Source organism: Ruegeria halocynthiae, assembly GCF_000743705.1.
GTDB lineage: Bacteria > Pseudomonadota > Alphaproteobacteria > Rhodobacterales > Rhodobacteraceae > Ruegeria > Ruegeria halocynthiae_B.
The window spans coordinates 99,332-126,038 of the sequence record NZ_JQEZ01000002.1 but is presented as its reverse complement, the minus strand read 5'-3'; the positions used below and the strand labels follow the sequence as shown (position 1 = coordinate 126,038).

Below are 26,707 nucleotides of genomic sequence, written 5' to 3'. Positions count from 1 at the left end.
CAGAGACCAGTACGGTAACCTGAACACAGGGTGAGAGAAATGACCGCGATTAATACGAATACATTCGAACAGTCTGCGAAAGCCGCAGAGCTTGAAAAGTCTGTACCAGTCCTGATCGCATTCGCGCCAAACTGGAAGGTTCGGATGGTACTGGCCAGGGTTCTTGGGGCCTTTTTGATCGTCATGGCCTTTTCAATGTGGCTGATGCCCAGTTCGGTGATGTCGGCCGAGGTGTGGCCGATCAAACTGGCGGCGTCCATGCTGTTCCTGATGGTCGGGGTCAGCCTGCTGACAATTCAGGTTTTGGATGCGCGTCCCGATGCCTATTTCGACCCTATCCGCCGCGAGGTCCGGGTGCTGCAAAAGAACGAAAACGGACGTCCGCAGACTGTTCTTCGCCGCAGCTATGACACATTGGGCGGTGCCCGTTTCGCAGACGATCAGGTTGAGCTGTTCGACGTGGATGGCAGCCTGTTGATGAAACTGCCGCTGCAATCGGCGGATGTCGGCCGAGCGCTGAAGGGGCAACTGAGCGGAAGTGTAACAATATTTGCCTGAAATTTGTTCTGTTCAAAAAAGAACAGAAGTTGTGAGAGAATAGGACTTGTGTGCCGCCCTTGGGCGGCACATTTTCGTTATTGAGCAACCCAATGGGATTGCATCCACAAAAATGCGGAGATTGTCATGAAACCCATCCTTCTTGCTGCTGCACTGGCCGTATCGGCGACCTCGGCGTTTGCCAGCGCCGAGAAATACGTTTTGGACCCCAGCCACAGTCAGGTTGTTTTCACCTATAACCACCTGGGATTTTCGACCACGACTGGCATGTTCTCGGGCTTTGAAGGTGAGATCACCTTTGATCAGGAAGACCCCGCTGCATCCAGCGTCAGCGTTTCGATGCCCGTGGTTGAGATGATCACCGGTTGGAAGCCGCGCGAAGACCACTTTATGACCGAGGACTTTTTCGGTGTGGCCGAAGGTGACCTGGTGACGTTTACGTCGACCGGTATCGAACTCACCGGCGACGACACGGCGAACATTACCGGTGATCTGACCATGAACGGCGTGACCAAGTCGGTTGTTCTGGACGCCAAGCTGAACCAGGTGGGCGAGCACCCGATGGCAGGCAAACCGTGGGCTGGTTTCGACGCAACCACCACGCTGGTGCGCAGCGATTTCGATCTGGGCCAGTTTGCGCCCTTCGTCAGCGACGAGGTTGAAATTCGGATCTCGGTCGAAGCGCAGAAAGCTGAATAAGCCATTTTCGACGATTTGAAATGAATACGCCGGGGCGACTTGCCCCGGCGTATTTTTTTATTCGCCTCGATTTGCTGTCAGTTCTACCGAAACAAGCACTGCAAAAGCCAGTGAATCCTCGGCTGGCATGGATTTGCCAACGTCAAAGTCCAGACGGTTCAATTCCAATTCTCCGGACATGGATGCGTCGTCCCCCTGTATTTCAAGGTCAAAGGGAAGGACGACATCGACAGATCGGTCGCGGATCGTCAGAGGGCCGCGCGCCTCGTACCCTGTGTCGGTTTTGAACAGGTCAGCTTTGAATTGGGCGGTGGGGAATTGGGCGCTGTCAAAGAAATCTGCCCCCATGGCCTGATCGGTGACTGTTCCCAGCCCCAGCGAAGGGATGGAGACGGTCACGTCCACGGTGCCGGCAAGCCCCGGTTCGGACGGGTCTTCAAACGCAATCGCAGCAGTCCAATCGGAGAAAGTGCCCGTTACAGGGCTGCCCAATTGGGTAATGGTAATGGACAGCGTGCCGTCCTGTACCTGCCAGTCCGACTGCACCGCGACCAGTTCGGCCTTGTCTGTGTTGGCTGCGGAATGATCGGCAAAAACGCCAATGAACCAGCCGCCAGCCAAAACCATGCCCCAGACGGCCAGTGCGGCAATGGCGGGAACCGGCGAATGGCGTTGTGCGGGTGGTTCCGGGGCATCTGAGTGGCCGGGCAGCATTCGACGCAATGTGCTGTCTTTATCCACGACGTGATGCTTGAGGGCGCCAGCGATGTGTAGAACCAGCGATCCGGCCAGCACCCAGATGAACAGCCAGTGCAACCCCGCAGTGAGTTCGGCCAAATGGGCGGACTTTGGGACAAAGGGCAGGTTCTGGCCAAAGGGCCACAAGATCGGGGCGAACCCTTCGGCCGCCGCGTGGTGAAGCCAACCCGTTAACGGCACCAGAACCAGCGACCCGTACAACAGCCAATGCACTGTTTCCGCGGCAAAGGCTTCAGGCTTATTCTCGGCGTTCAGCAGGCCGGGTTTTGGCTGGGTAAGCGCCCAAAGGATGCGCGCCAGGGCGACGAAAAAGACGGTGACGCCCACGGTCTTGTGTATCGAAAACAGACGTGCAGCCCACGCAATGTCATCCTCGGTCGTCGCGATGGCCGGGTCATAGATCGCATGGGCAAGATCGTTAGCGATCAGGCCCAGCGGCAAAGCGGTGAAAATCAGCAGCGCTGTTAGCCAATGAAAGGCCTTGGTCACGCTGCCGTAGCTTGAAAACGTATTGGACGTGGACATCGAATGCTCCGGGATGGGTGGTTGTGATCAACCTAAAGCCATAGAGGCAGGACACAATAGCGCCGAGCGCACAACAGGGGTGCCGAAGTGCAGACCTCAGGCAATGCTTGTGCCGCGCTCTCACTCGGTTTACACCCCGCCGCAACCTAACGTCATCCAAGAGGTTGCAATGACACGCGCATTTGTTTTCCCGGGGCAGGGTGCCCAAACCATCGGAATGGGCAAAGCTCTGGCCGAGGCTTATCCAGCCTCTCAGGCTGTTTTCGACGAGGTCGATGAAGCCTTGGGCGAAAAGCTGAGCACGTTGATCTGGGAAGGCGAGATTGCGGATCTGACGCTGACGCAAAACGCCCAGCCCGCGTTGATGGCGACCTCGATGGCCGCGATGCGCGCGCTGGAGGCCGAGGGCGTTTCCGTGACGGATGCGACCTTTGTCGCAGGGCATTCGCTGGGCGAATACTCGGCGTTGGCGGCGGCGGGAACGCTGTCCATCGCGGATACGGCCCGTCTGCTGCGGACGCGCGGGCAAGCCATGCAAAGCGCCGTACCGGTCGGTCAGGGCGCCATGGCCGCCATTCTGGGGCTAGATCTTGACGCCGTGCGCGCCGTTGCTGAAGAGGCCGCGCAGGGCGAGGTTTGTCAGGCGGCGAATGACAATGATTCGACGCAGGTGGTGGTTTCAGGCACCAAGGCCGCTGTCGAGCGCGCCGCCGTAATCGCCAAGGAAAAGGGTGCAAAGCGGGCCGTAATGTTGCCGGTCAGCGCGCCGTTCCATTGTGCCCTGATGCAGCCCGCCGCGGATGTGATGGCCGAAGCGTTGGCCGCGGTTGAATTCAAAGCCCCCGCCGTACCGCTGGTGGCCAATGTGCGCGCCGAAGCCGTGAGCGATCCTGATCTGATCCGTCAATTGCTGGTCGAGCAGGTCACAGGTTCGGTCCGCTGGCGTGAAAGCGTCCAATACATGGCAGCGCAGGGCGTGACCGAGACATGGGAGATCGGAGCTGGCAAGGCTTTGTCAGGCATGATCCGCAAAATCGACCGTACGATTGCCGGTAAGGCTGTCGGGACACCGGATGACGTGCAGAATGTCGTTCAGGCCGAATCGTAAAAATAACGTGGGCCTGAAAATAGGCACCAAGAGGGAATCCCAATGTTTGATTTGACAGGTAAGAATGCACTGATCACCGGCGCATCAGGCGGTATCGGCGGTGAAACCGCGCGCACGCTGCACGCAGCCGGGGCAACAGTCGCCTTGTCGGGTACGCGGGTCGAGCCATTGCAAGCATTGGCGGATGAACTGGGAGAGCGTGCCCACATTGTCCTCTGTAACCTGAGCGATCCCGAGGCCGTGGCCGCATTGCCCAAGCAGGCGGCTGAGGCGATGGGATCGGTCGACATTCTGGTCAACAACGCGGGAATTACCCGCGACAACCTGTTCATGCGCATGTCGGACGAAGAATGGCAGAGCGTGATCGACGTAAACCTGACCTCGACCGCCAAGCTGTGCAAAGGCGTGTTGCGCGGTATGATGAAGGCGCGTTGGGGCCGGATCATCAATGTCTCGTCGGTTGTCGGCTCTACCGGCAATCCGGGGCAGGCCAACTATGCCGCGTCCAAGGCGGGTATGGTCGGCATGACCAAATCACTGGCTTACGAGGTCGCAAGCCGTGGCATTACGGCCAACGCAGTTGCGCCGGGTTTCATTACAACGGCGATGACCGACAAGCTGACAGATGACCAAAGAGCCGGTATTCTGGGTCAGGTTCCGGCCGGACGTATGGGCGATGCGTCGGAAATTGCAGCGGCAGTTTTGTACCTTGCCAGCCCGGAAGCCGGATATGTTACCGGAACCACCTTGCATGTGAACGGCGGTATGGCCATGTTGTGAGCGCGGATCAAGGCAGGTTCGAAAGCGTTTGCCTTGCGCGTTGTCTGTGCTATAGGCGGCGCATAAATGCAGGGGTCGGCCGAATTGGTCGACCTTCTAATTTCCCGGTAACCCGGGACCTAAACCGCCCAGACTGGGCAAATCAAGGCCAGCCTGAGCGGGCAAGGGCAGAACCGGGCGCTAAGCCCCGAAATGGAATGAGGAATAGACATGAGCGACGTCGCAGATCGCGTTAAAAAGATCGTTGTTGAGCACCTGGGTGTTGAAGAAGATAAAGTGACCGAAAACGCGTCCTTCATCGACGATCTTGGCGCAGACAGCCTGGACACTGTTGAGCTGGTTATGGCCTTCGAAGAAGAGTTCGGCATCGAGATCCCCGATGATGCAGCCGAAACCATCCAAACTTTTGGCGACGCCGTCAAATTCATCAACGAAGCATCCTAAGAGCTTCGACATCAGTTAAAAGCGGCGCTTCCGGGCAACGGAGGCGCCGTTTTTTTTGTCTGTTCGGAATTCAGGCTTGCCAGGTGCGGAATTCGTTTCCAACCTTCAGGGTGAGGCACAAAAACAATTCCAGGCGGGCAGGGCATGATACGATCCACCCCAATGATAAACACGGCACGCCTGACGCTTTGCGGGATGCGGCCCGAGGATTTCAACCGGTTCGCCGATATCTGGCGTAACCCGTGCATCGTGCGGCATATCGGCGGCAGGCCGCGTTCGCGTGGTGAAGCATGGGACTCGTTCCTGCGCAACGCGGGGCACTGGCAGATGACCGGGTTCGGGCAATGGGGCGTATTGCAGCAATCGAATCGGCAATTGATCGGTCAGGCTGGATTTTTCTACGGCAACCGCTCACTGGGCGAGGATTTCGATAATTTCCCCGAAGCCGGATGGGTGTTGGTGCCCGAAGCGCAGGGGCAGGGGCTGGGGCTTGAGGCCGCTCAGGCGGCGCATGACTGGTTTGACAGGATCATGCCGGGACCATTGGTTGCCATGGTGAACTCTGGGAACCAAGCCTCGCAGAAGCTGGCGGAAAAGCTGGGTTACCTTCCGATGCGCGAGTGTGAATACCAGGGCACGCCGGTTCAATTGCTGCGTCGGAACGGTCCGCCCGCGCGTAACTGATTTCTGTTCTTTTCCTTGATGCCGCAAAATGCCCGTACTTTGCCGAAACTGATAAAACGTGGGGCGCTTGAGGGTATATAGTATAGTGGATTTGCAAAGCGATTGAGCGGAGGAACAGGCTCATGAGGATTTACCCCACGATGGAACTGCAAAACGGCCGGTGTGTGACACTGGACAAAGGCCGTTTGGACGAAGCCATGATCTGGCACGTGAATCCCGTCGACACGGCGCGCAGTTGGGCTGCGGACGGTGCCGAGTGGATGCACTTGACGGACTTCGATGCAATCGAAGGGCGTGACACCAATTCCGAACTTGTAGAAGAGATCATTCGTACGGCCGAGCTTCCCGTGCAGCTTGCCGGCGGTATGCGCACCCGTGAACAGGTTGAGCATTGGATCGACAAAGGCGCAGGGCGGATCGTAATCGGAACGCTTGCCGCCTGGGATCCGAACCTGGTGAAGGAACTGGCCAAACTGTACCCCGATCAGATCGTTCTGGCCGTGGACGTTTGGCAGGGGCATGTCATGACAGAAGGCTGGCGCAGTCAAAGTGCCTTTACGCCGGACACATTCATCGAAGCCTTTGAAGGCACCCCATTCGCCGCGATCTTGGCAACGGATATCGACAGCGACATGGAAGACATAGAGGCTCAGTTGGGGCTGATTTCGGGCTTGGCAGAGAAATCCCGCACCCCGGTCATCGCCAGTGGTGTGGTGCGTACAACGGATGACATTTCCCGCTTGGCCTACATTCACAACATTGCCGGTGCGCTGGTCAGTCGGGCCTTGTTCCGCAAGACGATTGACCTGTCTGACGCGTTGGAAGTTGCCCGGACTGCACATGAACCCGTAGCTGAGTTTCAGTAACACCGGGCTGCGTGACAGTGCTCTGCCTCTTTCAAGTGTAAGAAAGGGGCAGAGTTTTTTGGTGTTAGTGGCGTTTTCTTCCGCCGATGGGCGTTGGCGCGCAATTTCCAGCGGATCAGTGCCTATGCGGAATGTGCTGTTGCTCTTGCCCCCGGACCCCGGGCCGGGGTATGAGCGTTTCTCAAATAGGAAGCAGGCAAGAGGCATTTCATGCGCAGAGTCGTTGTAACCGGTCTGGGATTGGTCACTCCTTTGGCCAGTGGAGTCGAAGAAACCTGGTCACGGCTGCTGGATGGAGAGTCGGGCGCGGGCCCGATCACTCAATTCGATGCCGTGGCAAGTGGGGTCACCACGACCTATGCCTGCGAGGTGCCGCGCGGAGACGGGACCAACGGGACATTCAACCCCAACGACTGGCTGCCGCCGAAAGAGCAGCGCAAGATCGAAGATTTTATCCTGTATTCCATCGCGGCCGCCGAGATGGCCTGCAAGGATGCGGATTGGCTGCCCGAGGATGAAGAGGCGCGCCTGCGTACTGGTGTTCTGATTGGGTCCGGCATCGGTGGGCTGGGGTCCATCGCAGATACCGCGAACCTGATCCGCGACAAGGGCCCGCGTCGGGTATCCCCGTTCTTTATTCCCGGAGCTCTGATCAATCTGGCGTCTGGTCAGGTGTCGATCCGCCACGGCTTCAAAGGGCCGAACCATTCGGTTGTAACGGCCTGTTCGACCGGTGCGCACGCCATTGGTGACGCCAGCCGTATTATCCGCGCAGGTGACGCTGATGTCATGATTGCGGGTGGTGGCGAGGGCTGCATCTGTGAGATCGGCATCGCGGGCTTCAACGCGTGCAAAGCGCTGTCCACCAAATACGCCGACAATCCCAAGGCGGCCAGCCGCCCCTATGATGTTGACCGCGACGGTTTCGTCATGGGCGAAGGGTCCGGCATCGTTGTGCTTGAGGATTATGAACACGCCAAGGCGCGCGGTGCGAAGATCTACGCCGAGGTTCTGGGCTATGGTATGTCCGGTGACGCCTATCACATCACTGCCCCCAGCGAGGATGGCGATGGCGCGGAACGTTCGATGAAAGCCGCGCTGCGCAGCGCTGGGCTGGAGCCGAAGGATCTGGACTACATCAACGCGCACGGCACATCGACAATGGCCGACACAATCGAGTTGGGCGCAGTTGAGCGCTTGCTGGGCGATCATGCAGGCGACGCGACGATGTCTTCGACCAAATCCGCAACCGGACACCTTTTGGGCGCGGCTGGCGCGATTGAAGCGATCTTTTCAATCCTTGCCATTCGCGATCAGGTTGCCCCGCCGACGATCAACCTGGATAATCCGGCCGTCGAAACCAAGATTGACCTGGCCCCGAATGCCAAGCGTGAGCGTGAGATCAACGTGGCGCTTTCAAACTCGTTCGGGTTTGGTGGCACCAACGCCAGCGTGATCTTCGGGAAGGTCAGTTAAATGTGGCGGGCGCTGGCATCGAACGCGCTGACTGTTCTGGTGGTCGGCCTGTTCTTGATGGGCGGCCTGATCCTTTGGGGGCAATCCCGCTATACAAGCGCTGGTCCGTTGGAAACTGCCATTTGCCTGCAGGTAAAAGGCGGCTCGAACATGACAAAAGTCAGCCAGCAGCTTGAAGATCAGGGTGCCATCAGCAGTTCGATAATTTTCCGGATGGCTGCTGATTACACAGATAAAGCCCAAAAACTGAAGGCAGGTAGCTTTCTGGTGCGGGAAAAAGCGTCGATGGAGCATATCATCGACGAGATCACCAGCAGCGGTGCCAGCACCTGTGGGTCGGAAATCGAATATCGTGTCGGTGTGACTCGTATCCAGACCCGTGTACGCGAACTGGACCCTGCGACGCTCGACTTCAATGAGATCGCATCTTTTGAGGCTTCGGCAGAAGAAGTTCCCGCCGCTTATACCGAAAAGCGCAATAATGCAGATACCCGATATCGCTTGTCCGTTGCCGAAGGTGTGACGTCCTGGCAGGTGGTTGAAGCCTTGAAAGGGATTGATGCGTTAAAGGGTGACGTGACAGAAATTCCGGCCGAGGGCCTGCTGGCGCCGGACAGCTACGATGTGATCCCGGGCGATGATCGAAATGCCATTTTGCAGAAGATGCAGGACAAGCAGCAGCTGCGCATCAATGCCGTATGGGAAGGCCGCCAGGACGGCCTACCGATCAGCAGTCCGGAAGAGATGTTGATCCTGGCGTCGATCATCGAAAAGGAAACCGGTGTTCCGCAAGAGCGCGGGCAGGTTGCCAGCGTCTTTGTGAACCGGTTGGAGCGGGGGATGAAGTTGCAAACGGACCCGACCGTAATTTACGGTGTCACCAAGGGGCAAGGTGTTCTGGGGCGTGGGTTGCGACGCAGTGAGTTGCGCCGGGCAACCCCGTGGAACACATATGTTATTGACGGGTTGCCACCGACGCCGATCGCCAATCCGGGGTTGGCAAGCCTTGAAGCCGCAGTTGCCCCCGAAGACACCAGCTTTGTGTTTTTCGTTGCGGATGGAACGGGCGGGCACGCCTTTGCGGAAACCTTGCAAGAGCATAACCGCAATGTTGCCAAATGGCGCGAGATCGAAGCCGAGCAGAAAAGTTCGGGCAACTAACAAAAAAAGGGCCGCGTTGAAAAGCGCGGCCCTTTTTTTATTGTTTATGCCGCAGGGCGCCTGCGGGGACGGCGGCGCTTGGACGGTGCGGGTTTTGCCCCGGCGTTCGCTGCCTGAGGTTTCACGCTGCGCCGACGGTTACCACCTTGCTTGCGCGGCTTCTTGGGTTCGGCCACTTCGGGCATCGTGCCGCTTGCGACTGGAATTTCGATCTTCATCAGCTTTTGAATCTGCCGCAGCTGATCCAGTTCATCGGGTGCGCAAAAGGCGATGGCTTCGCCCTCGCGTCCGGCACGGGCTGTTCGGCCAATGCGGTGGACATAGTTGTCGGGAACCTCGGGCAGGTCATAGTTGATCACGTAAGCCACCCCTGGAATATCAATGCCGCGCGCGGCGACGTCAGTCGCCACCAGCACGTTGATCTCGCCTGCACGAAACGCCTTGATGGCGCGATCACGTTGACCCTGGCTTTTGTTGCCATGAATGGAGGCGGCGTTATAGCCATCCGAAACAAGGTCTTTCATCAGCCTTTCGGCACCATGTTTGGTGCGCGAAAAGACCAGGGTCAGCGCATCCCTGTCTTTGGACAGGATTTCACGCAGTTTTGCCGGTTTTCCAGCCCGGCTGACGAAGTGTACGGATTGTGTGACCTTGTCTGCGGCCTTACCCGGAGGAGAGACCTGCACGCGCTGCGGATTGGTCAGATAAGACTGGCTGAGCTCTTCCATTTGCTTGGGCATCGTGGCCGAAAACAGCATGGTCTGGCGCGGTGTGCCCAGTTTGGGCGCAATTTGGCGCAGGGCATGAATAAAGCCCATATCCAGCATCTGATCCGCTTCGTCCAGAACAAGGTGACGGACTGAGCCAAGATCGACTGCCCGGCGTTCCATCAGGTCGATCAACCGCCCCGGCGTTGCAACCAAAATGTCCGTACCGCGTGACAAGAACGAGATTTGTCTGTTGATGGACTGGCCGCCAACAACGGTCGCAACACGCAGCTTGGTGTCCTTGGTGAGGTTGCGCAAGCTCTCGGCGATCTGATTTACCAATTCGCGCGTGGGGGCAAGGATCAGCGCCTTTGCCGTTTTCGGAGCAGGCTTTCCGGATTGCGCCAGCAGGTGATCAATCAACGGCAGGCCAAAGGCCAGCGTCTTGCCTGTACCCGTCTGCGCGAGACCAAGGATATCCTGGCCTTGCAGCGCAATGGGAATGGCCTGATTTTGGATAGGGGTAGGTTGAGTGAAGTTGGCGCGTTTCAGCGCATCATTCAGGGCCGGGGCAAGACCCAGCATATCGAAGTCGAACAAATAACATTCCTTTGCAATCCGCGACGAATTAAACGCCACGGACAATAGTGACTGGTCGCGCAAAGCGCGCGACCGGCAGGGTTTTTGCGAGGCCTCGGGACGCACAGGCGAATCCTGCGCCATCCGGCCGTCGCGTCAAGAACCCTGCGTGAATGGGAACTGGAGATTGATGGGGCGCTGTGGGGGCCGTAAGAAAGCCCGCTGTTGCTCACGCATCAGCGCTGTGTTGGGGGTCAGATGATCTTTCAGAGAAGAAATGTCAAGCGTCGGCTGCAAATAGGGGCGGGAATGCCCGGCGCGGATGGGAAACCAAGCGTTGATCTGCTACTCCTACTCTGCCCAAAGGGGTAAGCCGTTCAGGAACAAGCCAGGTGCCGATCACTTTGTTCTTCTGCTTGAAAAATGAAGGCGCGGTCGTTGGTCTGGTGCCGGGACACAAGCTTTTTCTGATGCGCGCCCGACGGTATCTTGCGAGCAGACTTCAGAAGGTCAGGATCACGGTTCAACAGGTCCGGGAACAACTCCTCAAGCTCGCTTCGCGCTTCGTCGGACAAAGATTTCAAAGCTTCGGGTCCGGGATAAAAGCTTTCAGTCGGGCATTCTTCGGCAAAGATAATCTCGTGCTTGTCAAACAGCAGATGGAAATAACAGACCGTTTCCATCGTATCCTCGACAGTCACATCCTGCCCGTTCATCAGCTTTTTCGCGGCAATCAGAACTTCGGGTGTGTCAAACATGCGTTCTGCGATCTTGGACCTGATCAGCACCCGGTGTTGCGGTGAGACGATCAGATCACGTTGCGGCAGCCCGGCCCCCAACGCTCCGGTGCCAATTCGGATTGGGCGCAGGCGGGTGGCGTCGGGCAGGTCAGAGAAGACCAGCTCTTTTCGGCCAATCCAGCGAATAGGCTGGTATTCGTTGTCAGCGGTCAGAACACGATCGCCGATATTCAGGTCTTCGATACGTTTGGGGCCATCAATGGTGCAGATTTCCGTGCCCGAGGTGAAGCACGCCACATCAAGCGATATGTTGTCGGCGGTCGCATCCCGGCTGATACCTGCAGTTGGTGAGTTGTCCGTGAGCCGGATCGTGTAGGTCGAATCCGTCGTGGTGAAGGAAAATGTAACGGTGCTGGTGGTCGTCGCCGTTTGCGAAAAAACAACATTGCCGGAACCGTCAATAACCTCAAACAGGATGCTGACGTCCTGACCATTGCCGCTTTCGCCGTAGTCGGCGCTGAACGTTGCCGCTTTGCCGATGGGCACGCCCGTGACCGTTTGTTCAATCGAGCCGGTAGTCGGCGAGCCGCCGCCGTTGAAGATAACCCGGCCCCCGTCAACCTGAACGATGTCGTCGGCTGCTTCCGCGCCCGAGGTATCACCGGGCTCTATCACAGTCCAACCCGCTGGGTCGACGCCGGTACTGCCCGGATTAGGAGAGCCATCCGCGACTGTAAGGGAAATGTCGCCGTTGATTAATCTTTCGACCATTTACTCATAACCTCTATAAATTATTGCGTTTCTTATCGCTTCAACAATCAGGGAACAAGGGTTTTTGAGGGTGGATCACCTTCACGTTATTCAGAGGACCACCTGGCTTTTGACTGGTGGGAACGGGCAATCAAGACGTAGGTAAAACAAAGCCGGATTTGTGAAAAGTTAACGGTTTTGGGACGGTCCCCGTTGCGTGGCTGTTGCGTGAAATCTTGACTTTGCGCCCTTTCTCTCGTATAGGTTGTGTCATGCTAGAAGGAATGGGCAACGGCCCCGGGGTGACCCGGTGGCCGTTTTTCGTTTCTCTCGTGCGGAAAAACTCACGCATGAGGTCACAGGCACACATGACTTTGATTACCCCGGAAGAGCGGATGTCCCAGACGGCGGAACTTTTACAGTCGCTCGAGACGTCCATTCGCGGTTTGCGCCAAGCAGCGGAAGAATTGCGTAGGCAGATCGGAACCGGGGAGGATGCAGATCTTGCTGGTACAGGCAAGCAACTCGGGCAGTTAGAGGGGCTGATCCGAAGTTGTCAGAAAGTGGAGACAAGCTTTGTCGAACAACATCACAGACAAGCCGGAATTGCCCAAGGGGGGTATGCGCTCGACCTTGAGCGCGCTCGATTTGAAATCGGGTGCAGGCTGGCTCGCCTCCGCACCTGCTGCGGTGCGGGACAGATTTCTGAGTGAGATCGGGGAGGGAGGGCTGTGCGCCCTCCCTTTCCTGTTCGAGTTCTGGGCGCTGCCGCATCAGTTGCCACTCGAAGGCGACTGGCGATCCTGGGTGATCATGGGCGGGCGCGGCGCGGGCAAGACGCGGGCAGGGGCTGAGTGGGTGCGGTCGATGGTCGAAGGGTCAAAGCCGTTGGATCGGGGCGAGGCCAGCCGCGTGGCTTTGGTGGGTGAGACCTTCGATCAGGTGCGCGACGTGATGATCTTTGGTGACAGCGGGATACTGCAGTGTTCGCCGCCGGATCGGCGTCCTGTGTGGAAAGCGTCCGAGCGCAAGCTGGTCTGGCCCAACGGGGCCGAGGCGCAGGCGTTTTCGGCACATGACCCCGAGGGGCTGCGCGGGCCGCAGTTCGATGCAGCCTGGGTGGATGAACTGGCCAAGTGGAAAAAGGCTGGCGAGACTTGGGATATGCTGCAATTTGCGCTGCGGTTGGGTGAGCGCCCCCGCGTCTGCGTGACGACCACGCCGCGCAATGTGAAGGTTTTGAAGGAGTTGCTGGCGTCGCCGTCCACCGTGCAGACCCATGCGCCCACCGAGGCGAACCGTGCCAATCTGGCGGATTCGTTCCTAGCCGAGGTGCGCGCACGATATGCAGGCACGCGGTTGGGGCGGCAGGAATTGGACGGGGTGTTGCTGTCGGATGCCGAGGGGGCGCTGTGGACCGGGTCGATGCTTGATGTGGCGCGGGTCGACGCTGCGCCTGATCTGGACCGGATCGTGGTGGCGCTGGACCCGGCAGTGACTGCTGGGGCGAATGCGGATGCCTGCGGGATCGTGGTTGTTGGGGCGCAATTGCAGGGGCCGCCCGAGGGGTGGCGCGCCTATGTGCTGGCGGACCGCACGGTACAGGGCGTTGGCCCGGCGGGCTGGGCGCAGGCGGCGATTGACGCGATGGATGAGTTCGGGGCCGAACGGCTGGTGGCCGAGGTCAATCAAGGCGGGCAATTGGTTGAGGAAGTCGTGCGGCAGGTGGACCCTCTGGTCCCGTTCCGCGCAGTGCGCGCCTCACGTGGTAAGGTGGCGCGAGCCGAGCCTGTGGCGGCACTATACGAGCAAGGGCGAGTGTCGCATGTCACCGGGCTGGACGCGCTGGAGGAGCAGATGTGCCAGATGACCGCGCGGGGGTTTGAAGGGCAGGGCTCACCAGATCGGGTCGACGCGCTGGTCTGGGCGTTGCATGAGTTGGTTGTGGGGCCTGCGGGGGCGTATCGGCGGCCTAGGGTGAGGGCGTTGTGAACGCCTGCACGCCAGCCAACGATGTAAATCCAACCAAGACCCTTACCCTGTCAAAAGCGACATCAACGAGCTGGTACTGACAGTATTGTCCAGTGACGTGCTTGAGCCACAACTTGCGCGCCTTCGTTTTGCCTGTCGCTGATTGCGCCGCGCTCATGCTTCGGGCATGCAATCAAGAATGATCCGTCATCGACGGGATCGCGAATTTCCTGATTTTCACGGATAACTTGGCATACATCTTCGGCAGTGGGGTAGGGCCTGACTGCGTTTAGGCCGGATGCGCTGGCTTCGGTATATCTGAAGGTTGTGGGTTCTTCTCCAAAATCCAAATTGGGTCCAAAACATCCACCCAGCGCAAACAACAGAGCTGGGGCAAAAATTTTATTTAAAACCATGTAATTACACCGTGTCTCAGAATGTCATCTTGTTGTGCAGTCAGGAGTAGTCGAAAAAATCCCACACGTCCAGATTGTTTGTTTGAGGCCTCGGACATACTGGTAGGCTTTCCTGGGCTTGTTTTCGATGCACCCCAACTCAACCCGTTGCCCAACCCCCGTACGCCCCATTCCCAAGCCCTAAACTTCTTTCCGTCATAACTCTTTTCAACAAGCCGGGCAGAGCGGCGGCAGAAAGGAGCACAGATGGTATTCGATTTCTTGCGTCGTGGATCGGCTGATGAGGCGCCCGAGGCGAAGGCGAGCGCGGCGGGGCCTGTGGTGGCGTGGCAGACGGGCGGGCGCGTGGCGTGGAGCCCAAGGGACGCGGTTTCGCTGACGCGGACGGGGTTTTCGGGGAACCCGGTGGGGTTTCGATCCGTCAAGCTGATTGCTGAGGCGGCGGCGGCGTTGCCTTTAGTATTGCAGGATCAGGCGCAGCGATTTGATGTGCATCCCATACTCAACCTGATGCGGCGTCCGAATGCGGCGCAGGGTCGGGCGGAGTTGATGGAAAATCTGTTTGGGCAGCTGCTGCTGTCGGGCAATGCCTATGTCGAGGCGGTGCAGGCAGAAGACGGCTTGCCGGTAGAGCTGCACGTTCTGCGCTCGGATCGGATGAGCGTGGTGCCGGGGACGGATGGCTGGCCCAAGGCGTATGATTACACGGCCGGGGGCAAGACGCATCGGTTTGCGGCAGAGGTGATCTGCCACATCAAGTCGTTCCACCCGCAGGACGATCACTATGGGTTCTCGCCGATGCAGGCGGCGGCGATGGCGATTGATGTACATAACAGTGCGTCGCGCTGGTCGAAATCGCTGTTGGACAATGCAGCGCGGCCTTCGGGGGCGCTGGTGTGGAAAGGCGGCGATGGTCATGGGGTCATGGCCGAGGATCAGTTCCGTCGTCTGTCAGATGAGATTGAGCAGAACTATCGCGGGGCGCGCAATGCAGGCCGTCCGATGGTTCTGGAAGGGGGGCTGGATTGGAAACCGATGGGGTTCTCGCCGTCCGATATGGAGTTTCAGAAGACCAAAGAAGCCGCCGCCCGCGAGATTGCGCTGGCCTTTGGGGTCCCGCCGATGCTGCTTGGGATCCAGGGCGACGCGACCTATTCGAACTATCAGGAGGCCAACCGGGCGTTTTATCGCCTGACCGTTCTGCCTTTGGTGACGCGGGTGGCGGCGGCGGTGTCGGAATGGCTGGCGGGCTTTACCGGCGAAGATCTGGTGCTGAAGCCGGATTTGGATCAGGTGCCGGCGCTGGCCGCTGAACGGGATGCGCAATGGACGCGGGTCAGCCGGGCCGAATTTCTGACGGATACTGAGAAACGCGCGTTGCTGGGGCTGCCGGAGCGTGCCGATGAGTGAGGGATATCCGCCGTTCGACTGTGCGCCAGGCCTGCGCCTGGCCGCGCATGAGCGGGTGGCTGAAATTCAGCATGCGCACCTGTGCAGGCGGCTGGATCAGATCGAAGAGATGATGGAGCGGCTGGAGCGTCGGTTATGGCTGACGGTTTACGGTGTGGCGGCGGTGATCCTGGCGCAGGCGTTCCAGTCATTTCTGGTGGCAACGCCGTGAATACAATTGCTTACAAGGAGGTGTTCATGGATTTGGAACACAAGTTTGCGCGGTTTGGCGATGGTTTGTCGGTGACCGAGGATGCGGTGATCGAAGGCTATGCCAGCCTGTTCGGTCAGGTCGATCAGGGCAGCGATGTGGTGCAGCAAGGGGCCTATCGCGCCTCGCTGGCCGGGCTGGTCAAGGTGGGTCAGCGGGTCAAGATGCTGTGGCAGCACGACCCGGCGCAGCCCATCGGCGTCTGGGACGAAGTGCGCGAAGACAACAAGGGCCTGTGGGTTAAAGGCCGCCTGTTGGAAAGCACCCAGAAGGGGCGCGAAGCTGCGGAACTGATCCGCGCGGGTGCCCTGGACGGGCTGTCGATTGGCTATCGCACCAAGCGGGCCGTGAAGAATGACAAGGGCCAGCGGGTCCTGACCGAACTGGAGCTGTGGGAGGTGTCGCTTGTGACCTTCCCGATGCTGCCCAGTGCGCGGGTGGCGGCCAAGGGGACAGCCCCCGAAGCCGATGACACCTGGCGCAGTATTGCCGAGGTGTTTGACCACGCCCGGCAGGAGCTGGCGCGAACCTAGCGCCGAAACCTCACCCCCAAAAAGGAAATGCTGATGAGCAAGACCGAGATCCCGGCCTTGACCGGAGAGGCCGTGCCTATGGTTCAGGAGGTGAAGCAGGCGATGGCTGGCTTCGTGAATGAATTCAAGGGCCTGAAGGCTGAAGTTAAAACCAAATTGCAACAGACAGAAGAGCGACTGACCATGCTGGATCGTAAATCAACCATCGCGGCGCGTCCGCACCTTGCGGCCTCAATCGAAAATGGCGCGCCGCACCAGAAGGCCTTTGACGCCTATGTGCGGTGCGGCGACGATGACGCGTTGCGTGGCCTTGAGGTGGAGGTCAAATCGCTATCCAGCGCAGTGAACAGCGATGGCGGTTATCTGGTCGATCCTCAGACCGCCGAGATCATCAAATCGGTGCTGAAATCGACCGCCTCGATCCGTTCGATTGCATCGGTGGTTAATGTCGAGGCGAATTCCTTTGACGTGCTGATCGACCATACCGACGTTGGCGCGGGTTGGGCGGATGAGGCTTCGGGCGCGACCGAAACCGCAACGCCGTCGATTGATCGTATCTCGATCGCGCTGCACGAGCTGAGCGCGCTGCCCAAGGCGTCGCAGCGGTTGCTGGATGACAGCGCGTTTGACGTTGAGGGCTGGCTGGCCGGTCGTATCGCTGACAAGTTCGCCCGTGCCGAAGCGGCAGCGTTCATCTCTGGTGATGGTGCCGATAAGCCCAAGGGTGTTTTGGATCATGCCAAGGTGGATAATGATGTCTGGGCCTGGGGCAACATCGGCTATGTGCCGACCGGCATCGACGCGGGTGTCGATGCGGATGCGATTGTCGATGTGGTCTATGCGTTGGGCGCGCAGTACCGGGTCAATGGTACCTTTGTCATGAATTCGAAAACGGCGGGTCTGATCCGCAAGCTGAAGGACAGCGATGGCCGCTTCCTGTGGTCGGATGGCCTGGCCGCGGGTGAGCCCGCGCGCCTGATGGGTTATCCGGTCCTGATCGCCGAAGACATGCCGGATGCGGCATCCGACAGCTTCTCGATTGCATTTGGTGATTTCCAGGCGGGCTACACCATTGCCGAGCGCCCCGATCTGCGTGTGCTGCGCGACCCGTTCAGCGCCAAGCCGCATGTCCTGTTCTACGCGACCAAGCGTGTGGGCGGTGACGTAAGCGATTTCGCTGCGATCAAGCTGGTGAAATTCGGCACCGCCTAACGCGGGCTGAATCCGGGGTGCCTTGGCACCCCGGGCGGCAGGCGCGGGCCGGGGTGAGATCCCCTGCGTTGTCTAGCTGCTCCCCTCCGTCCGAGCAACGTGGGGCGGCGCGTGCCTGCCAATTTCCTGAAGTGACGACCCCCGGAGGGGGCCGAGATTGCGGAGTGAATGGATGATGTTGATCGAAGAAACCGCCATCGCGGATAAAGCGCTGCCGGTGGATCAGTTCAAGGCGCATCTGCGGCTGGGAACCGGCTTTGCCGAGGGCAGCGTGCAGGACGAGGTGCTGAAGGGGTTCCTGCGGGCGGCGATCGCGGCGATTGAAGCGCGCACTGGCAAGGTGCTGATCGAACGCGCCTTTTCCTGGAGCGTGAACGGATGGCGCGATCCCGCCGGAGAGATACTGCCGGTGGCACCGATTACGGCTGTCGATGCTGTGACCGTAACCGATGCGGCAGGGGCAGACGATGTTATCGCACCTGATACTTACCGGCTGGAGCGAGACAGTCAGCGCCCCCGGCTGCGGCCAGCAGGCGCGACGCTGCCGAAACTCACAACAGGTGGGTCGGTGAAGATCGCATTCACTGCAGGCATGTCCGCAGATTGGGGTGGCTTGCCTGCTGATCTGGGGCAAGCCGTTCTGTTGCTGGCGGCGCACTACTATGAATATCGCGATGAAACTGCATTGGGCGCAGGCTGTATGCCTTTCGGCGTGACCAGCTTGATCCAGCGTTACCGCGTTGTACGCTTTGGCGCGGGGGTGGCGCAATGAAGGCGCCGCGACTGAACCGAAAGCTGGTGCTTGAGGCACCGGTTCGTACCGCCGACGGTGCGGGTGGATACACCGAAACCTGGCAGCCGCTGGGCGCGGTCTGGGCCGAAGTCACCGCGCGCAGCGGGGCCGAGCGTCAGGTGGCCGGGGTGCCGGTGTCGCGTGTAGGCTATCGGATCGTCATACGTGGCGCGCCCGAAGGGTCGACCATGCGTCCTTCGCCCGATCAGCGCTTTGCAGAAGGCCCACGCCGCTTTGTCATTCGTGCGGTCGCCGAGCGTGACCCGCGCGGCCAGTACCTGACCTGTTTCGCAGACGAAGAGGTGGCGGCATGAGCTATGGCGTTTCAGCGGCCCTGCAGGCGGCGGTGTATCAGCACCTGTCCGGCGACGCGCAGGTTGGCGCGCTTTCGAATGGCGCGATCTATGACGCGGTTCCTGCGGGATCGGTGCCACAGACCTATGTGACGCTGGGACCGGAAGAGGTACGGGACGCCTCGGACCGGTCGGGTGCCGGGGCGATCCATCGGTTCACGGTATCGGTGGTTTCCGAGGCGGCCGGGTTCGGCACCGCCAAGACCCTGGCCGGGGCGGTGTGCGACGCGCTTGAGGGCGCAGGGATGACTCTGGATCGCGGGCGGCTGGTGGGGCTGTGGTTCGAGCGCGCCTCGGCCCGGCGTACGGGAACCGGCGGCGCAATCCGCCAGATCGACCTGAGATTCCGCGCCCGCGTGGAAGACGACTAAGCAATCAACGGAGAGAGCATATGGCTGCCCAGAATGGAAAAGACCTGTTGGTCAAAGTGGATATGAACGGCTCGGGCCTGTTTGAGACCATCGCGGGGCTGCGTGCCACGCGGGTCAGTTTCAACGCGGAAAGTGTGGATGTCACCAGCCTGGAAAGCCAGGGCGGCTGGCGTGAGCTGCTGTCGGGGGCGGGGGTCAAATCCGCTGCGATCTCGGGCTCGGGTGTGTTCAAGGATGCCGGTACGGATGAGCGTGCGCGCCAGCTGTTCTTTGACGGCGAGACGCCGGATTTTCAAGTGATCATCCCCGATTTCGGGATTGTCGAAGGCGCGTTTCAGGTGACCGGCATCGAATATGCGGGGTCGCATAATGGCGAGGCGACTTATGAGATGAGCCTGGCCAGCGCCGGTGCCCTGACCTTTACGGCGCTGTAATCCGATGGCCAATCCGTGGACGGGCGAGGTGGCATTGACCATCGATGGGGAACGGCGGGTGCTCAAGCTGACATTGGGCGCTTTGGCGGAACTGGAACAGGAACTGAGCATTGGGTCGTTGGTGGAGCTGGTGCAGCGGTTCGAAGGCGGGGTCTATTCCAGCGGCGACGTGCTGGCGTTGATCGTGGCGGGCTTGCGGGGGGGTGGGGCAGATGTTGCCCGCGCCGACCTGTTGCTCGCTGAGATCGAGGGCGGCCCGATGGCGGGCGCGCGCGCAGCGGCCGAGCTGCTGGCGCGGGCCTTCATGGTGCCGGGGCAGGCATGAGCGGCTTTGACTGGCCCGCCCTGATGCGGGCGGGGCTGGTCGGCCTGCGCCTGCCGCCGGATCAGTTCTGGCGTCTGACCCCAGTCGAGCTGCGGCTGATGCTGGGTCAGGGCGCGGATTTGCCTGCGATGAACCGGGCGGGTCTGGATGCCTTGCTGGCGGCTTATCCGGACAAGGAACAAGGAGAGCGTGATGACGGAACGTGACAGTTTGGACGACCTGCAGGAACGGGGCGAGGCGCTGGGCGACTCGCTGGGGGATGCGGCGTCGATGGCGGCGGCGTTTGACAGCCAGATGAAGCGGATCAGCGCGGCCTTTGAAGAGACCGGCAAGGATGTCGCCACGTTGGAACGCGGCATGTCCGGCGGGCTGCGCAAAGCGTTTGATGGCGTGGTTCTGGACGGGATGAACCTGTCGGGTGCGCTGGACGTGCTGAAAAACTCGATGATCCGGACGGCATATTCCGCCGCGATCAAGCCGGTGACGGACCACTTTGGCGGTATGCTGGCCAACACGGTTGGAGGTCTGGTGCAAGGTATCCTGCCCTTTGCCGATGGTGGCAGCTTTTCGCAGGGCCGGGTGATGCCCTTTGCCAATGGCGGTGTGATCAGCGGCCCAACCACTTTTCCGATGCGCGGCGGTACCGGCCTGATGGGCGAGGCGGGCCCCGAGGCGATCATGCCCCTGGCTCGCGGCGCGGACGGCAAGCTGGGTGTGCGCACTTCCGGCGGCGGGCGTGCGGTGAATGTGGTGATGAACATCACAACCCCGGACGTGCAGGGGTTCCGGCGCAGCCAGGGCCAGATTGCCGCTCAGATGAGCCGCGCCCTGGGGCGTGGCAATCGCAACAGGTAACACAAGGGAGCAGGTCATGAATTTCCACGAGGTAAGATTTCCCGCCAGCTTGAGCTTTGGTTCGGTCGGTGGTCCGGAACGGCGCACGGATATCGTGACGCTGGCCAACGGGTTCGAAGAACGCAACACGCCCTGGGCCCATTCGCGCCGTCGCTATGATGCAGGTCTGGGAATGCGGTCCTTGGACGATATCGAGATGCTGATTTCGTTCTTCGAAGCCCGGCAAGGGCAGATGTTCGGATTTCTGTGGAAAGATTGGTCTGATTTCAAATCAGGCACAGCCAATGCCAAAGTAGACAAAAGCGACCAGCTTATTGCGTTGGGCGATGGCGTTCAGACCCGGTTTCAATTGGTGAAAACATACAGCTCGGGTGGCTTTAGTTACGTCCGGCCGATCATTAAACCGGTGTTGGGGACCGTTAAACTGGGCCTCGACCAAGACGAAATGCGCGAGGGGGTCGATTTTGATGTCGATCTGGCGCGCGGTCTGGTCACCTTTGCGGATCCCCCGCCCGAGCAGGTGGAAATCACCGCAGGATTCGAATTCGACGTTCCGGTGCGGTTCGATACCGACAGGATTCAAACCAGTGTAGCCAGCTTTCAGGCGGGCGATGTTCCAAATGTTCCTGTGGTTGAGGTGCGCGTCTGATGAGTGGCGATACCCAAGGGCTCCAGTCCCACTTGCAGAGCGGCCTGACCACGACATGCCGTTGTTGGTTGATCAAACGCCAGGACGGGCAAACGTACGGCTTCACCGACCACGACATGGAGCTTGGCTTTGACGGGCTGACGTTCAAAGCCAGCACTGGCCTGACCGCAACGGCGATAGAGCAGGCGACGGGGCTGTCCATCGACAACTCTGAGGCGATGGGCGGCTTGTCCGACGCTGCCGTGAAAGAAGAGGATATCGAGGCGGGGCGGTTTGACGGTGCCGAGGTGCGTGCCTGGCTGGTCAACTGGAAGGATACAGCGCAGCGCAAGCTGCAATTCCGGGGCTCGATTGGTGAGCTTCGCCGGGCGGGCGGCGCATTCCATGCCGAATTGCGGGGCCTGACGGATTTGTTGAACCGGCCTCTGGGCAGGATCTATCAAAAACCTTGTACCGCAGTGCTCGGGGACGGCAGTTGCAAGTTCAACCTGAATGCGCCGGGGTATTGGGTGGAAGCCGAGGTCGCAAGTCTGGCCGATGGCGGCATTGTGCAACTGCGCGGTGCCCAGGCCCATGACAGCGCGTGGTTCGAACGCGGTCGGATGGATGTCGTGACGGGCACGGCAGTCGGGTTGTGGGCATCCATCAAGCAAGATGAGCGCGTCAACGGTGGGCGGCGCATTACCCTGTGGTCTGGAATTGATGGCGGGCTAGCCGTTGGCGATCGGGTTCGGCTGACTGCGGGATGTGACAAAAGCATGGGTGTCTGCCGGAAGAAATTCAATAATCTCATAAACTTTCAGGGGTTTCCTGACCTTCCGAACGAAGATTGGGTGATGGCCGTTCCAAAGAAAAGCAATCCGAATAATGGGGGCAGCAGAAGATGAGCGTGCACCGACACGACATAGTGAAAGAGGCGCGGACCTGGTTGGGAACCCCTTATGTGCATCAGGCTTCGGTCAAGGGCGCCGGCGCAGATTGCCTGGGCTTGTTGCGCGGTGTTTGGCGCGAGTTGGTCGGGGCCGAGCCCGAGGCCGTTCCAACCTACAGCATGGATTGGTCTGAACCACAGGGTGAAGAACGCATGTGGGCCGCCGCGCACCGTCACCTGATCGATAAGAGCCCCGATGCCTTTGCCATCGGTGATGTCCTACTTTTTCGAATGCTGGATGGGCGTGTCGCCAAACATGTGGGGATCATCAGCCAAGTTGGGGCCGTGCCGCGATTCATTCATGCCTATTCCGGGCATGGCGTTGTCGAAAACACGCTGAGCGAACCCTGGCGTCGCCGGGTTGTCGCCTGTTTTGAGTTTCCGCTGGAGGATAAGTGAATGGCTACAATTGTACTTTCCGCGGCCGGGGCAGCGCTTGGTGGGGCCGTCGGCGGAACTGTGGCGGGCCTTTCGACGGCGGTCATCGGTCGCGCGGTTGGCGCGACCTTGGGGCGGATTATCGACCAGCGGCTGATGAGCCAATCGGTCATGGGCGGTGGTAGCGAAGTTGTCGAAACAGGTCGTTTGGACCGGTTTCGTCTGACTGAATCCGGAGAGGGTGCCCCGGTTGCCACGATCTTTGGCCGAATGCGGCTTGGGGGGCAGGTTATCTGGGCCTCGGACTTTCTGGAAACCCAAAGCACAAGCACGACGACACAGTCCAGTGGTGGGGGCAAGGGCTCTCCCAAACCGCCGGAAGTCACTACGACAACGCACAGTTACAGCTATTCGATCTCTTTGGCCATCGCCGTGGGCGCGGGGCAGATTGCGGATGTTTCGCGCGTGTGGGCCGACGGTGAGGAGCTGGACCGCGCCGGGTTAAATATGCGTGTCTATCACGGGTCCGACAACCAGCTTCCTGATCCCTTGATCGAAGCCATCGAAGGGGCGGGCAATGTCCCGGCCTATCGCGGCACGGCCTATGTGGTGATTGAAAACCTGCAGCTGGGCACGTTCGGAAACAGGGTTCCGCAGTTTTCATTCGAAGTCGTGCGTCAGGAACAAATCGGGATGCCGGACCGGGCGAACGCCTTGTCCAGAACCATTCGGGGCGTTGCGCTGATGCCGGGTACGGGCGAATACGCGCTGGCCAGTACCCAGGTAAACTATACCAAAGGCCACGGTCAGAATTGGGCCGCGAACGTCAATTCCGCATCCGGTCGGCCTGATCTCGTGACCTCGACGCAGGCGCTGCGTGCAGAATTACCGGCATGTGACGCGGCCTCGTTGGTCGTGTCCTGGTTCGGTAATGACCTGCGATGTGGGCACTGCCAAATCCAGCCAAAGGTATTGCACAAGCACATTGAAGGTCACAACATGCCCTGGCGCGTTGCGGGGCAACAGCGCCAGACAGCACAGGTTGTTCGCCACGATGCAGATCAACCGGTCTATGGTGCGACGCCGGCGGACGATTCTGTCGTGCAGGCAATCCGGCATCTGAAACAGACCGGTAAACGCGTGATGTTCTATCCGTTCATCCTGATGGACCAATTGCGCGGGAATGGCCTGCCTGATCCATGGTCTGACGCGCACGACCAGCCACACCTGCCTTGGCGCGGGCGGATCACCCTGGACGCCGCGCCGGGGCGGGTGGGATCACCCGACCAAACCGCAACGGCAGATGCGCATGTCGCCTCGTTCTTTGGTCGCGCGCGGGCAAGTGATTTTGCTATCGGTAACGGGGCTGTATCTTACCACGGCCCGCAGGAGTGGGGGTTGCGCAGGTTTATTCTGCACTATGCCGCCCTGTGCAAAGCTGCCGGTGGGGTCGAGTCGTTCTGCATCGCGTCCGAGATGAGAGGGTTGACCCAGATCCGGGGCTTGTCCGGATTTCCGGCAGTGGCCCAACTGCGTCTGCTTGCAGCCGAGGTTCGCAAGATTTTGGGGCCGGGCACAAAGATCGGCTATGCGGCGGACTGGAGCGAATACTTCGGCTATCAGCCCAATGACGGAACGGGGGATCGCTTTTTCCACCTCGATCCGCTTTGGGCAGACGACAACATCGACTTTGTCGGTATCGACAATTACATGCCTCTGTCCGATTGGCGTGATGGTGCCGACCATCTGGACGCGCGGGCGGGGGCTGACGCGATCTATGACCTCGACTATCTTCGAAGCAACATCGAAGGCGGTGAAGGGTATGACTGGTACTATGCCTCACCCGAAGAGGCCGAAGCCCAGATACGGACACCTATCGAAGACACCGAGCACAATGAGCCGTGGGTCTGGCGTTACAAGGATTTGCGCAATTGGTGGTCGCAGCCGCATCACGAACGCATCGGCGGCATCCGGCAAGCGAATCCAACGGGTTGGGTGCCTGGATCAAAGCCGATCTGGTTCACAGAGCTGGGTTGTGCTGCGATCGACAAGGGCACCAATCAGCCGAATAAATTCCTTGATCCCAAATCCTCGGAATCCAGTTTGCCGCGTTATTCCAATGGTCTGCGCGATGACTTTATTCAGGTTCAGTACCTCAAGGCGACATTGGGGTATTGGTCCGACCCTGAAATCAATCCGGTTTCGAATGTCTACGGCGAACCGATGGTGGATATGGCACATGCCTATGTCTGGGCCTGGGACGCGCGCCCATTTCCGACCTTTCCAAACCTGCGCAGCCAGTGGAGCGATGGGGCAAACTATGCGCGGGGTCATTGGCTGAACGGGCGGTCAGGGGCGCGAACTCTGGCGTCTGTTGTCACCGAAATCTGCCATGGGGCCGGGGTGACGGATATCGACGTATCCCGCCTTTATGGCGTGGTTCGGGGGTACATTGTCGAAGATGTATCCAGCGGGCGTGCAGCTTTGCAACCGCTGATGCTGCGCTATGGCTTCGATGCCATCGAGCGGGATGGCGTATTGCAGTTTCGAATGCGCGATGGTCATGGGGTGATTGACCTTAAAGCCGATCATCTTGCGATGAGTTCCGACATCGAAGGCGACATTGAACATCGCCGAGAAGCTGAGGCTGAGTTGACGGGCCGCGTGCGCCTGCGTTTCGTACAGTCGGACTCGGATCACGATATCGTATCAGAAGAGGCCGTTCTGCCTGACGCGCGCACCCATGCGGTGTCGTTAAACGAGATGCCCCTGTCGATGACGCGCGCAGAAGGCCGCCAAACCGCCGAACGTTGGCTAAGTGAGGCAAGGGTATCACGCGAAACCGTGCGCTTCGCTTTGCCTCCATCACTGCTGAACGTAGGTGCGGGCGATGTCGTGCGTCTGACCGAAGATCGCACTGGCGCGCGCTATCGCATTGACCGGCTGGAACAGGCGGAATTGCAGCTTGTGGATGCGGTTCGGATCGAGTCTGGCGTATACGTGCCATCCGACCTGCCGGATGACGGGGTGACCGCGAAGCCCTTCATCGCGCCAGTGCCTGCTTTGCCAGTGTTCCTTGATCTGCCATTGATCACCGGTTCCGAACGACCGCACGCGCCTTATCTTGCGGTGTCGGCAAACCCGTGGCCCGGAAGTGTCGCGGTATATTCCTCGGCAAGTGATGAGGATTATGCGCTGCAAGAGGTGGTCTCGGGTCAGGCAGTCATCGGGTTTACGGAAACACCGCTGTTCCGTGCTGGCGCCGGCGTCTGGGACGAAGGGGGGGCTTTGCGGGTCAACCTGGTTGATGGCCTGCTTGAATCGCGCCCGCGACAGGCATTGCTGAACGGGGCCAATCTGGCCGCAATCGGGGATGGGACGCCGGGCACCTGGGAAATGTTCCAATTCGCGGATGCGAACCTGCAAGAGCCGGGTATCTACGCTCTGTCCAGCAGGCTGCGTGGCCAATTGGGTACGGATGCCAATATGCCCGATGTCTGGCCCGAAGGGTCGATGTTTGTCTTGCTGGATCAACGGGTCTTTCAGACTGGCCTGTTACGGTCCGAACGGCGCGTGGCCAAACATTACCGCATCGGTCCTGCGGCACGCGGGTATGACGACCCATCCTTTGTTCATCTTGTCCAAGCGTTTGACGGGAATGGTTTGCGACCTTACGCGCCGGTGCACCTCAGGGCCGTTGCTTCGACAACAGGCGACACGCTTTCGTGGGTTCGCCGTACCCGGTTGGACGGCGACGACTGGTCAGGCCTGGACGTACCGCTTGGCGAGGAAAGCGAATCCTATCTTGTCCAGATACGGTCCAACAGCGGGCCGGTGCGCGAGGTTGTCGTTACAGAACCATCCTGGACCTACCCGACAGCGATGAAGCTGTCGGATGGGGTCAGTGGCCCCTACGAGGTGCAGGTTGCGCAGGTCTCGGGCAGTTATGGGCCAGGCTTGTTCGCCCGGCTGACAGTAGGATAGGCGGTT

At 59.7% G+C, this 26,707-nt stretch carries 29 protein-coding genes; 25 read left to right on the top strand and 4 right to left on the bottom strand.

Going from position 1 to position 26,707, the window contains the following annotated elements:
* Window positions 1–39 precede the first annotated feature (39 nt).
* Both JT51_RS06915 and JT51_RS06910 read left to right on the top strand, forming a co-directional pair.
* On the top strand, window positions 40–558 hold the full coding sequence (locus JT51_RS06915; protein WP_037309940.1) for a hypothetical protein: 519 nt from the start codon (window positions 40–42) through the stop codon (window positions 556–558).
* Between the two features lie 126 nt (window positions 559–684).
* Complete coding sequence (locus tag JT51_RS06910; protein WP_037309938.1) at window positions 685–1,257, top strand: YceI family protein; 573 nt, start codon at window positions 685–687, stop codon at window positions 1,255–1,257.
* A gap of 57 nt (window positions 1,258–1,314) precedes the next feature.
* On the opposite strand, the gene JT51_RS06905 is transcribed toward JT51_RS06910, so the two are convergent.
* Complete coding sequence (locus tag JT51_RS06905; RefSeq protein WP_037309935.1) at window positions 1,315–2,541, bottom strand: cytochrome b/b6 domain-containing protein; 1,227 nt, start codon at window positions 2,539–2,541, stop codon at window positions 1,315–1,317.
* Window positions 2,542–2,710: 169 nt separating this feature from the next.
* On the opposite strand from JT51_RS06905, the gene fabD reads away from it, so the two are divergent.
* The 7 genes from fabD to mltG all read left to right on the top strand — a co-directional run bounded on the left by fabD (window position 2,711) and on the right by mltG (window position 9,060).
* Window positions 2,711–3,649 carry an ACP S-malonyltransferase gene (gene fabD / locus JT51_RS06900; RefSeq protein ID WP_037309931.1) on the top strand — a complete coding sequence of 313 codons (939 nt, stop codon included), beginning with the start codon at window positions 2,711–2,713 and terminating at the stop codon, window positions 3,647–3,649.
* 42 nt (window positions 3,650–3,691) lie between these two features.
* Window positions 3,692–4,429: a 3-oxoacyl-[acyl-carrier-protein] reductase gene (fabG, locus tag JT51_RS06895; RefSeq protein WP_037309928.1), complete on the top strand. Its 738-nt coding sequence runs from the start codon at window positions 3,692–3,694 to the stop codon at window positions 4,427–4,429.
* Between the two features lie 210 nt (window positions 4,430–4,639).
* On the top strand, window positions 4,640–4,873 hold the full coding sequence (locus tag JT51_RS06890) for an acyl carrier protein (RefSeq protein ID WP_037309926.1): 234 nt from the start codon (window positions 4,640–4,642) through the stop codon (window positions 4,871–4,873).
* Window positions 4,874–5,017: 144 nt separating this feature from the next.
* Entirely contained in the window at window positions 5,018–5,557 is a 540-nt protein-coding gene (locus tag JT51_RS06885; RefSeq protein ID WP_037309919.1) for a GNAT family N-acetyltransferase, read from the top strand.
* 122 nt (window positions 5,558–5,679) lie between these two features.
* Entirely contained in the window at window positions 5,680–6,423 is a 744-nt protein-coding gene (locus tag JT51_RS06880) for a HisA/HisF-related TIM barrel protein (RefSeq protein WP_037309916.1), read from the top strand.
* Window positions 6,424–6,633: 210 nt separating this feature from the next.
* A complete protein-coding gene (fabF, locus tag JT51_RS06875) occupies window positions 6,634–7,899 on the top strand; it encodes a beta-ketoacyl-ACP synthase II (protein WP_037309913.1) in 1,266 nt (421 codons plus the stop codon).
* Window positions 7,900–9,060 (top strand): endolytic transglycosylase MltG, encoded by a 1,161-nt coding sequence (gene mltG / locus JT51_RS06870; protein ID WP_037309912.1) that lies wholly within the window; start codon window positions 7,900–7,902, stop codon window positions 9,058–9,060.
* 44 nt (window positions 9,061–9,104) lie between these two features.
* Here the strand turns inward: mltG and JT51_RS06865 are convergent, their stop codons facing one another.
* Window positions 9,105–10,367 (bottom strand): DEAD/DEAH box helicase, encoded by a 1,263-nt coding sequence (locus JT51_RS06865; RefSeq protein ID WP_037311836.1) that lies wholly within the window; start codon window positions 10,365–10,367, stop codon window positions 9,105–9,107.
* Window positions 10,368–10,723: 356 nt separating this feature from the next.
* A complete protein-coding gene (locus JT51_RS21205) occupies window positions 10,724–11,857 on the bottom strand; it encodes a Hint domain-containing protein (RefSeq protein WP_081894631.1) in 1,134 nt (377 codons plus the stop codon).
* A 600-nt stretch (window positions 11,858–12,457) separates the two neighbouring features.
* Between JT51_RS21205 and JT51_RS06850 the strand changes: the two genes are divergently transcribed.
* Entirely contained in the window at window positions 12,458–13,828 is a 1,371-nt protein-coding gene (locus JT51_RS06850) for a DNA-packaging protein (RefSeq protein ID WP_200876081.1), read from the top strand.
* Between the two features lie 62 nt (window positions 13,829–13,890).
* Here JT51_RS06850 and JT51_RS21745 read toward each other — a convergent pair whose 3' ends face one another.
* Entirely contained in the window at window positions 13,891–14,223 is a 333-nt protein-coding gene (locus JT51_RS21745; RefSeq protein WP_152563314.1) for a hypothetical protein, read from the bottom strand.
* A 246-nt stretch (window positions 14,224–14,469) separates the two neighbouring features.
* Between JT51_RS21745 and JT51_RS06845 the strand changes: the two genes are divergently transcribed.
* From JT51_RS06845 to JT51_RS06775, 15 genes are all read left to right on the top strand, one after another.
* Window positions 14,470–15,633: a phage portal protein gene (locus JT51_RS06845; RefSeq protein ID WP_037309910.1), complete on the top strand. Its 1,164-nt coding sequence runs from the start codon at window positions 14,470–14,472 to the stop codon at window positions 15,631–15,633.
* Window positions 15,626–15,844 (top strand): GTA head formation protein, RCAP_rcc01685 family, encoded by a 219-nt coding sequence (locus JT51_RS06840; RefSeq protein WP_037309909.1) that lies wholly within the window; start codon window positions 15,626–15,628, stop codon window positions 15,842–15,844. Before JT51_RS06845 ends, JT51_RS06840 begins: the two co-directional genes overlap by 8 nt.
* A 26-nt stretch (window positions 15,845–15,870) precedes the next feature.
* On the top strand, window positions 15,871–16,416 hold the full coding sequence (locus JT51_RS06835) for an HK97 family phage prohead protease (RefSeq protein ID WP_037311829.1): 546 nt from the start codon (window positions 15,871–15,873) through the stop codon (window positions 16,414–16,416).
* A 33-nt stretch (window positions 16,417–16,449) separates the two neighbouring features.
* Entirely contained in the window at window positions 16,450–17,628 is a 1,179-nt protein-coding gene (locus JT51_RS06830; protein ID WP_037309907.1) for a phage major capsid protein, read from the top strand.
* A 172-nt stretch (window positions 17,629–17,800) separates the two neighbouring features.
* Entirely contained in the window at window positions 17,801–18,400 is a 600-nt protein-coding gene (locus JT51_RS06825) for a head-tail connector protein (protein ID WP_037309904.1), read from the top strand.
* Window positions 18,397–18,735: a phage head closure protein gene (locus JT51_RS06820; protein WP_037309901.1), complete on the top strand. Its 339-nt coding sequence runs from the start codon at window positions 18,397–18,399 to the stop codon at window positions 18,733–18,735. Before JT51_RS06825 ends, JT51_RS06820 begins: the two co-directional genes overlap by 4 nt.
* Window positions 18,732–19,145, top strand: coding sequence for a DUF3168 domain-containing protein (locus tag JT51_RS06815; RefSeq protein WP_037309898.1), 414 nt, complete (start codon window positions 18,732–18,734; stop codon window positions 19,143–19,145). Before JT51_RS06820 ends, JT51_RS06815 begins: the two co-directional genes overlap by 4 nt.
* Window positions 19,146–19,165: 20 nt before the next feature.
* Window positions 19,166–19,579 carry a phage major tail protein, TP901-1 family gene (locus tag JT51_RS06810; RefSeq protein WP_037309895.1) on the top strand — a complete coding sequence of 138 codons (414 nt, stop codon included), beginning with the start codon at window positions 19,166–19,168 and terminating at the stop codon, window positions 19,577–19,579.
* Window positions 19,580–19,583: 4 nt separating this feature from the next.
* Complete coding sequence (locus JT51_RS06805) at window positions 19,584–19,904, top strand: gene transfer agent family protein (protein ID WP_037309893.1); 321 nt, start codon at window positions 19,584–19,586, stop codon at window positions 19,902–19,904.
* Window positions 19,901–20,110 carry a rcc01693 family protein gene (locus JT51_RS06800; protein WP_037309890.1) on the top strand — a complete coding sequence of 70 codons (210 nt, stop codon included), beginning with the start codon at window positions 19,901–19,903 and terminating at the stop codon, window positions 20,108–20,110. The genes JT51_RS06805 and JT51_RS06800 overlap by 4 nt, the downstream gene beginning before the upstream one ends.
* Window positions 20,097–20,759 (top strand): phage tail tape measure protein, encoded by a 663-nt coding sequence (locus JT51_RS06795; protein ID WP_037309887.1) that lies wholly within the window; start codon window positions 20,097–20,099, stop codon window positions 20,757–20,759. The genes JT51_RS06800 and JT51_RS06795 overlap by 14 nt, the downstream gene beginning before the upstream one ends.
* Window positions 20,760–20,775: 16 nt before the next feature.
* The gene (locus tag JT51_RS06790; protein ID WP_037309885.1) at window positions 20,776–21,408 is read left to right on the top strand and encodes a DUF2460 domain-containing protein; all 633 of its coding nucleotides are present in this window, start codon (window positions 20,776–20,778) and stop codon (window positions 21,406–21,408) included.
* Complete coding sequence (locus JT51_RS06785) at window positions 21,408–22,295, top strand: DUF2163 domain-containing protein (RefSeq protein WP_037309882.1); 888 nt, start codon at window positions 21,408–21,410, stop codon at window positions 22,293–22,295. The genes JT51_RS06790 and JT51_RS06785 overlap by 1 nt, the downstream gene beginning before the upstream one ends.
* A complete protein-coding gene (locus JT51_RS06780) occupies window positions 22,292–22,738 on the top strand; it encodes a peptidase (RefSeq protein WP_037309879.1) in 447 nt (148 codons plus the stop codon). Before JT51_RS06785 ends, JT51_RS06780 begins: the two co-directional genes overlap by 4 nt.
* Window positions 22,739–26,701 (top strand): baseplate multidomain protein megatron, encoded by a 3,963-nt coding sequence (locus tag JT51_RS06775; protein WP_037309876.1) that lies wholly within the window; start codon window positions 22,739–22,741, stop codon window positions 26,699–26,701. It abuts the gene before it with no gap.
* Window positions 26,702–26,707 lie beyond the last annotated feature (6 nt).

Coding starts and splice junctions, on each gene's coding strand:
- JT51_RS06835 (WP_037311829.1), top strand. CDS start 15,871: ATGGATTTGGAACACAAGTTTGCGCGGTTTGGCGATGGTTTGTCGGTG.
- JT51_RS06815 (WP_037309898.1), top strand. CDS start 18,732: ATGAGCTATGGCGTTTCAGCGGCCCTGCAGGCGGCGGTGTATCAGCAC.
- JT51_RS06905 (WP_037309935.1), bottom strand. CDS start 2,541: ATGTCCACGTCCAATACGTTTTCAAGCTACGGCAGCGTGACCAAGGCC.
- JT51_RS06790 (WP_037309885.1), top strand. CDS start 20,776: ATGAATTTCCACGAGGTAAGATTTCCCGCCAGCTTGAGCTTTGGTTCG.
- JT51_RS06780 (WP_037309879.1), top strand. CDS start 22,292: ATGAGCGTGCACCGACACGACATAGTGAAAGAGGCGCGGACCTGGTTG.
- fabG (WP_037309928.1), top strand. CDS start 3,692: ATGTTTGATTTGACAGGTAAGAATGCACTGATCACCGGCGCATCAGGC.
- JT51_RS06795 (WP_037309887.1), top strand. CDS start 20,097: ATGACGGAACGTGACAGTTTGGACGACCTGCAGGAACGGGGCGAGGCG.
- JT51_RS06845 (WP_037309910.1), top strand. CDS start 14,470: ATGGTATTCGATTTCTTGCGTCGTGGATCGGCTGATGAGGCGCCCGAG.
- JT51_RS06915 (WP_037309940.1), top strand. CDS start 40: ATGACCGCGATTAATACGAATACATTCGAACAGTCTGCGAAAGCCGCA.
- JT51_RS21745 (WP_152563314.1), bottom strand. CDS start 14,223: ATGGTTTTAAATAAAATTTTTGCCCCAGCTCTGTTGTTTGCGCTGGGT.
- JT51_RS06910 (WP_037309938.1), top strand. CDS start 685: ATGAAACCCATCCTTCTTGCTGCTGCACTGGCCGTATCGGCGACCTCG.
- JT51_RS06785 (WP_037309882.1), top strand. CDS start 21,408: ATGAGTGGCGATACCCAAGGGCTCCAGTCCCACTTGCAGAGCGGCCTG.
- JT51_RS06800 (WP_037309890.1), top strand. CDS start 19,901: ATGAGCGGCTTTGACTGGCCCGCCCTGATGCGGGCGGGGCTGGTCGGC.
- JT51_RS06840 (WP_037309909.1), top strand. CDS start 15,626: ATGAGTGAGGGATATCCGCCGTTCGACTGTGCGCCAGGCCTGCGCCTG.
- JT51_RS21205 (WP_081894631.1), bottom strand. CDS start 11,857: ATGGTCGAAAGATTAATCAACGGCGACATTTCCCTTACAGTCGCGGAT.
- JT51_RS06820 (WP_037309901.1), top strand. CDS start 18,397: ATGAAGGCGCCGCGACTGAACCGAAAGCTGGTGCTTGAGGCACCGGTT.
- JT51_RS06880 (WP_037309916.1), top strand. CDS start 5,680: ATGAGGATTTACCCCACGATGGAACTGCAAAACGGCCGGTGTGTGACA.
- mltG (WP_037309912.1), top strand. CDS start 7,900: ATGTGGCGGGCGCTGGCATCGAACGCGCTGACTGTTCTGGTGGTCGGC.
- JT51_RS06810 (WP_037309895.1), top strand. CDS start 19,166: ATGGCTGCCCAGAATGGAAAAGACCTGTTGGTCAAAGTGGATATGAAC.
- JT51_RS06805 (WP_037309893.1), top strand. CDS start 19,584: ATGGCCAATCCGTGGACGGGCGAGGTGGCATTGACCATCGATGGGGAA.
- fabD (WP_037309931.1), top strand. CDS start 2,711: ATGACACGCGCATTTGTTTTCCCGGGGCAGGGTGCCCAAACCATCGGA.
- JT51_RS06850 (WP_200876081.1), top strand. CDS start 12,458: ATGCGCTCGACCTTGAGCGCGCTCGATTTGAAATCGGGTGCAGGCTGG.
- JT51_RS06825 (WP_037309904.1), top strand. CDS start 17,801: ATGATGTTGATCGAAGAAACCGCCATCGCGGATAAAGCGCTGCCGGTG.
- fabF (WP_037309913.1), top strand. CDS start 6,634: ATGCGCAGAGTCGTTGTAACCGGTCTGGGATTGGTCACTCCTTTGGCC.
- JT51_RS06885 (WP_037309919.1), top strand. CDS start 5,018: ATGATACGATCCACCCCAATGATAAACACGGCACGCCTGACGCTTTGC.
- JT51_RS06890 (WP_037309926.1), top strand. CDS start 4,640: ATGAGCGACGTCGCAGATCGCGTTAAAAAGATCGTTGTTGAGCACCTG.
- JT51_RS06775 (WP_037309876.1), top strand. CDS start 22,739: ATGGCTACAATTGTACTTTCCGCGGCCGGGGCAGCGCTTGGTGGGGCC.
- JT51_RS06830 (WP_037309907.1), top strand. CDS start 16,450: ATGAGCAAGACCGAGATCCCGGCCTTGACCGGAGAGGCCGTGCCTATG.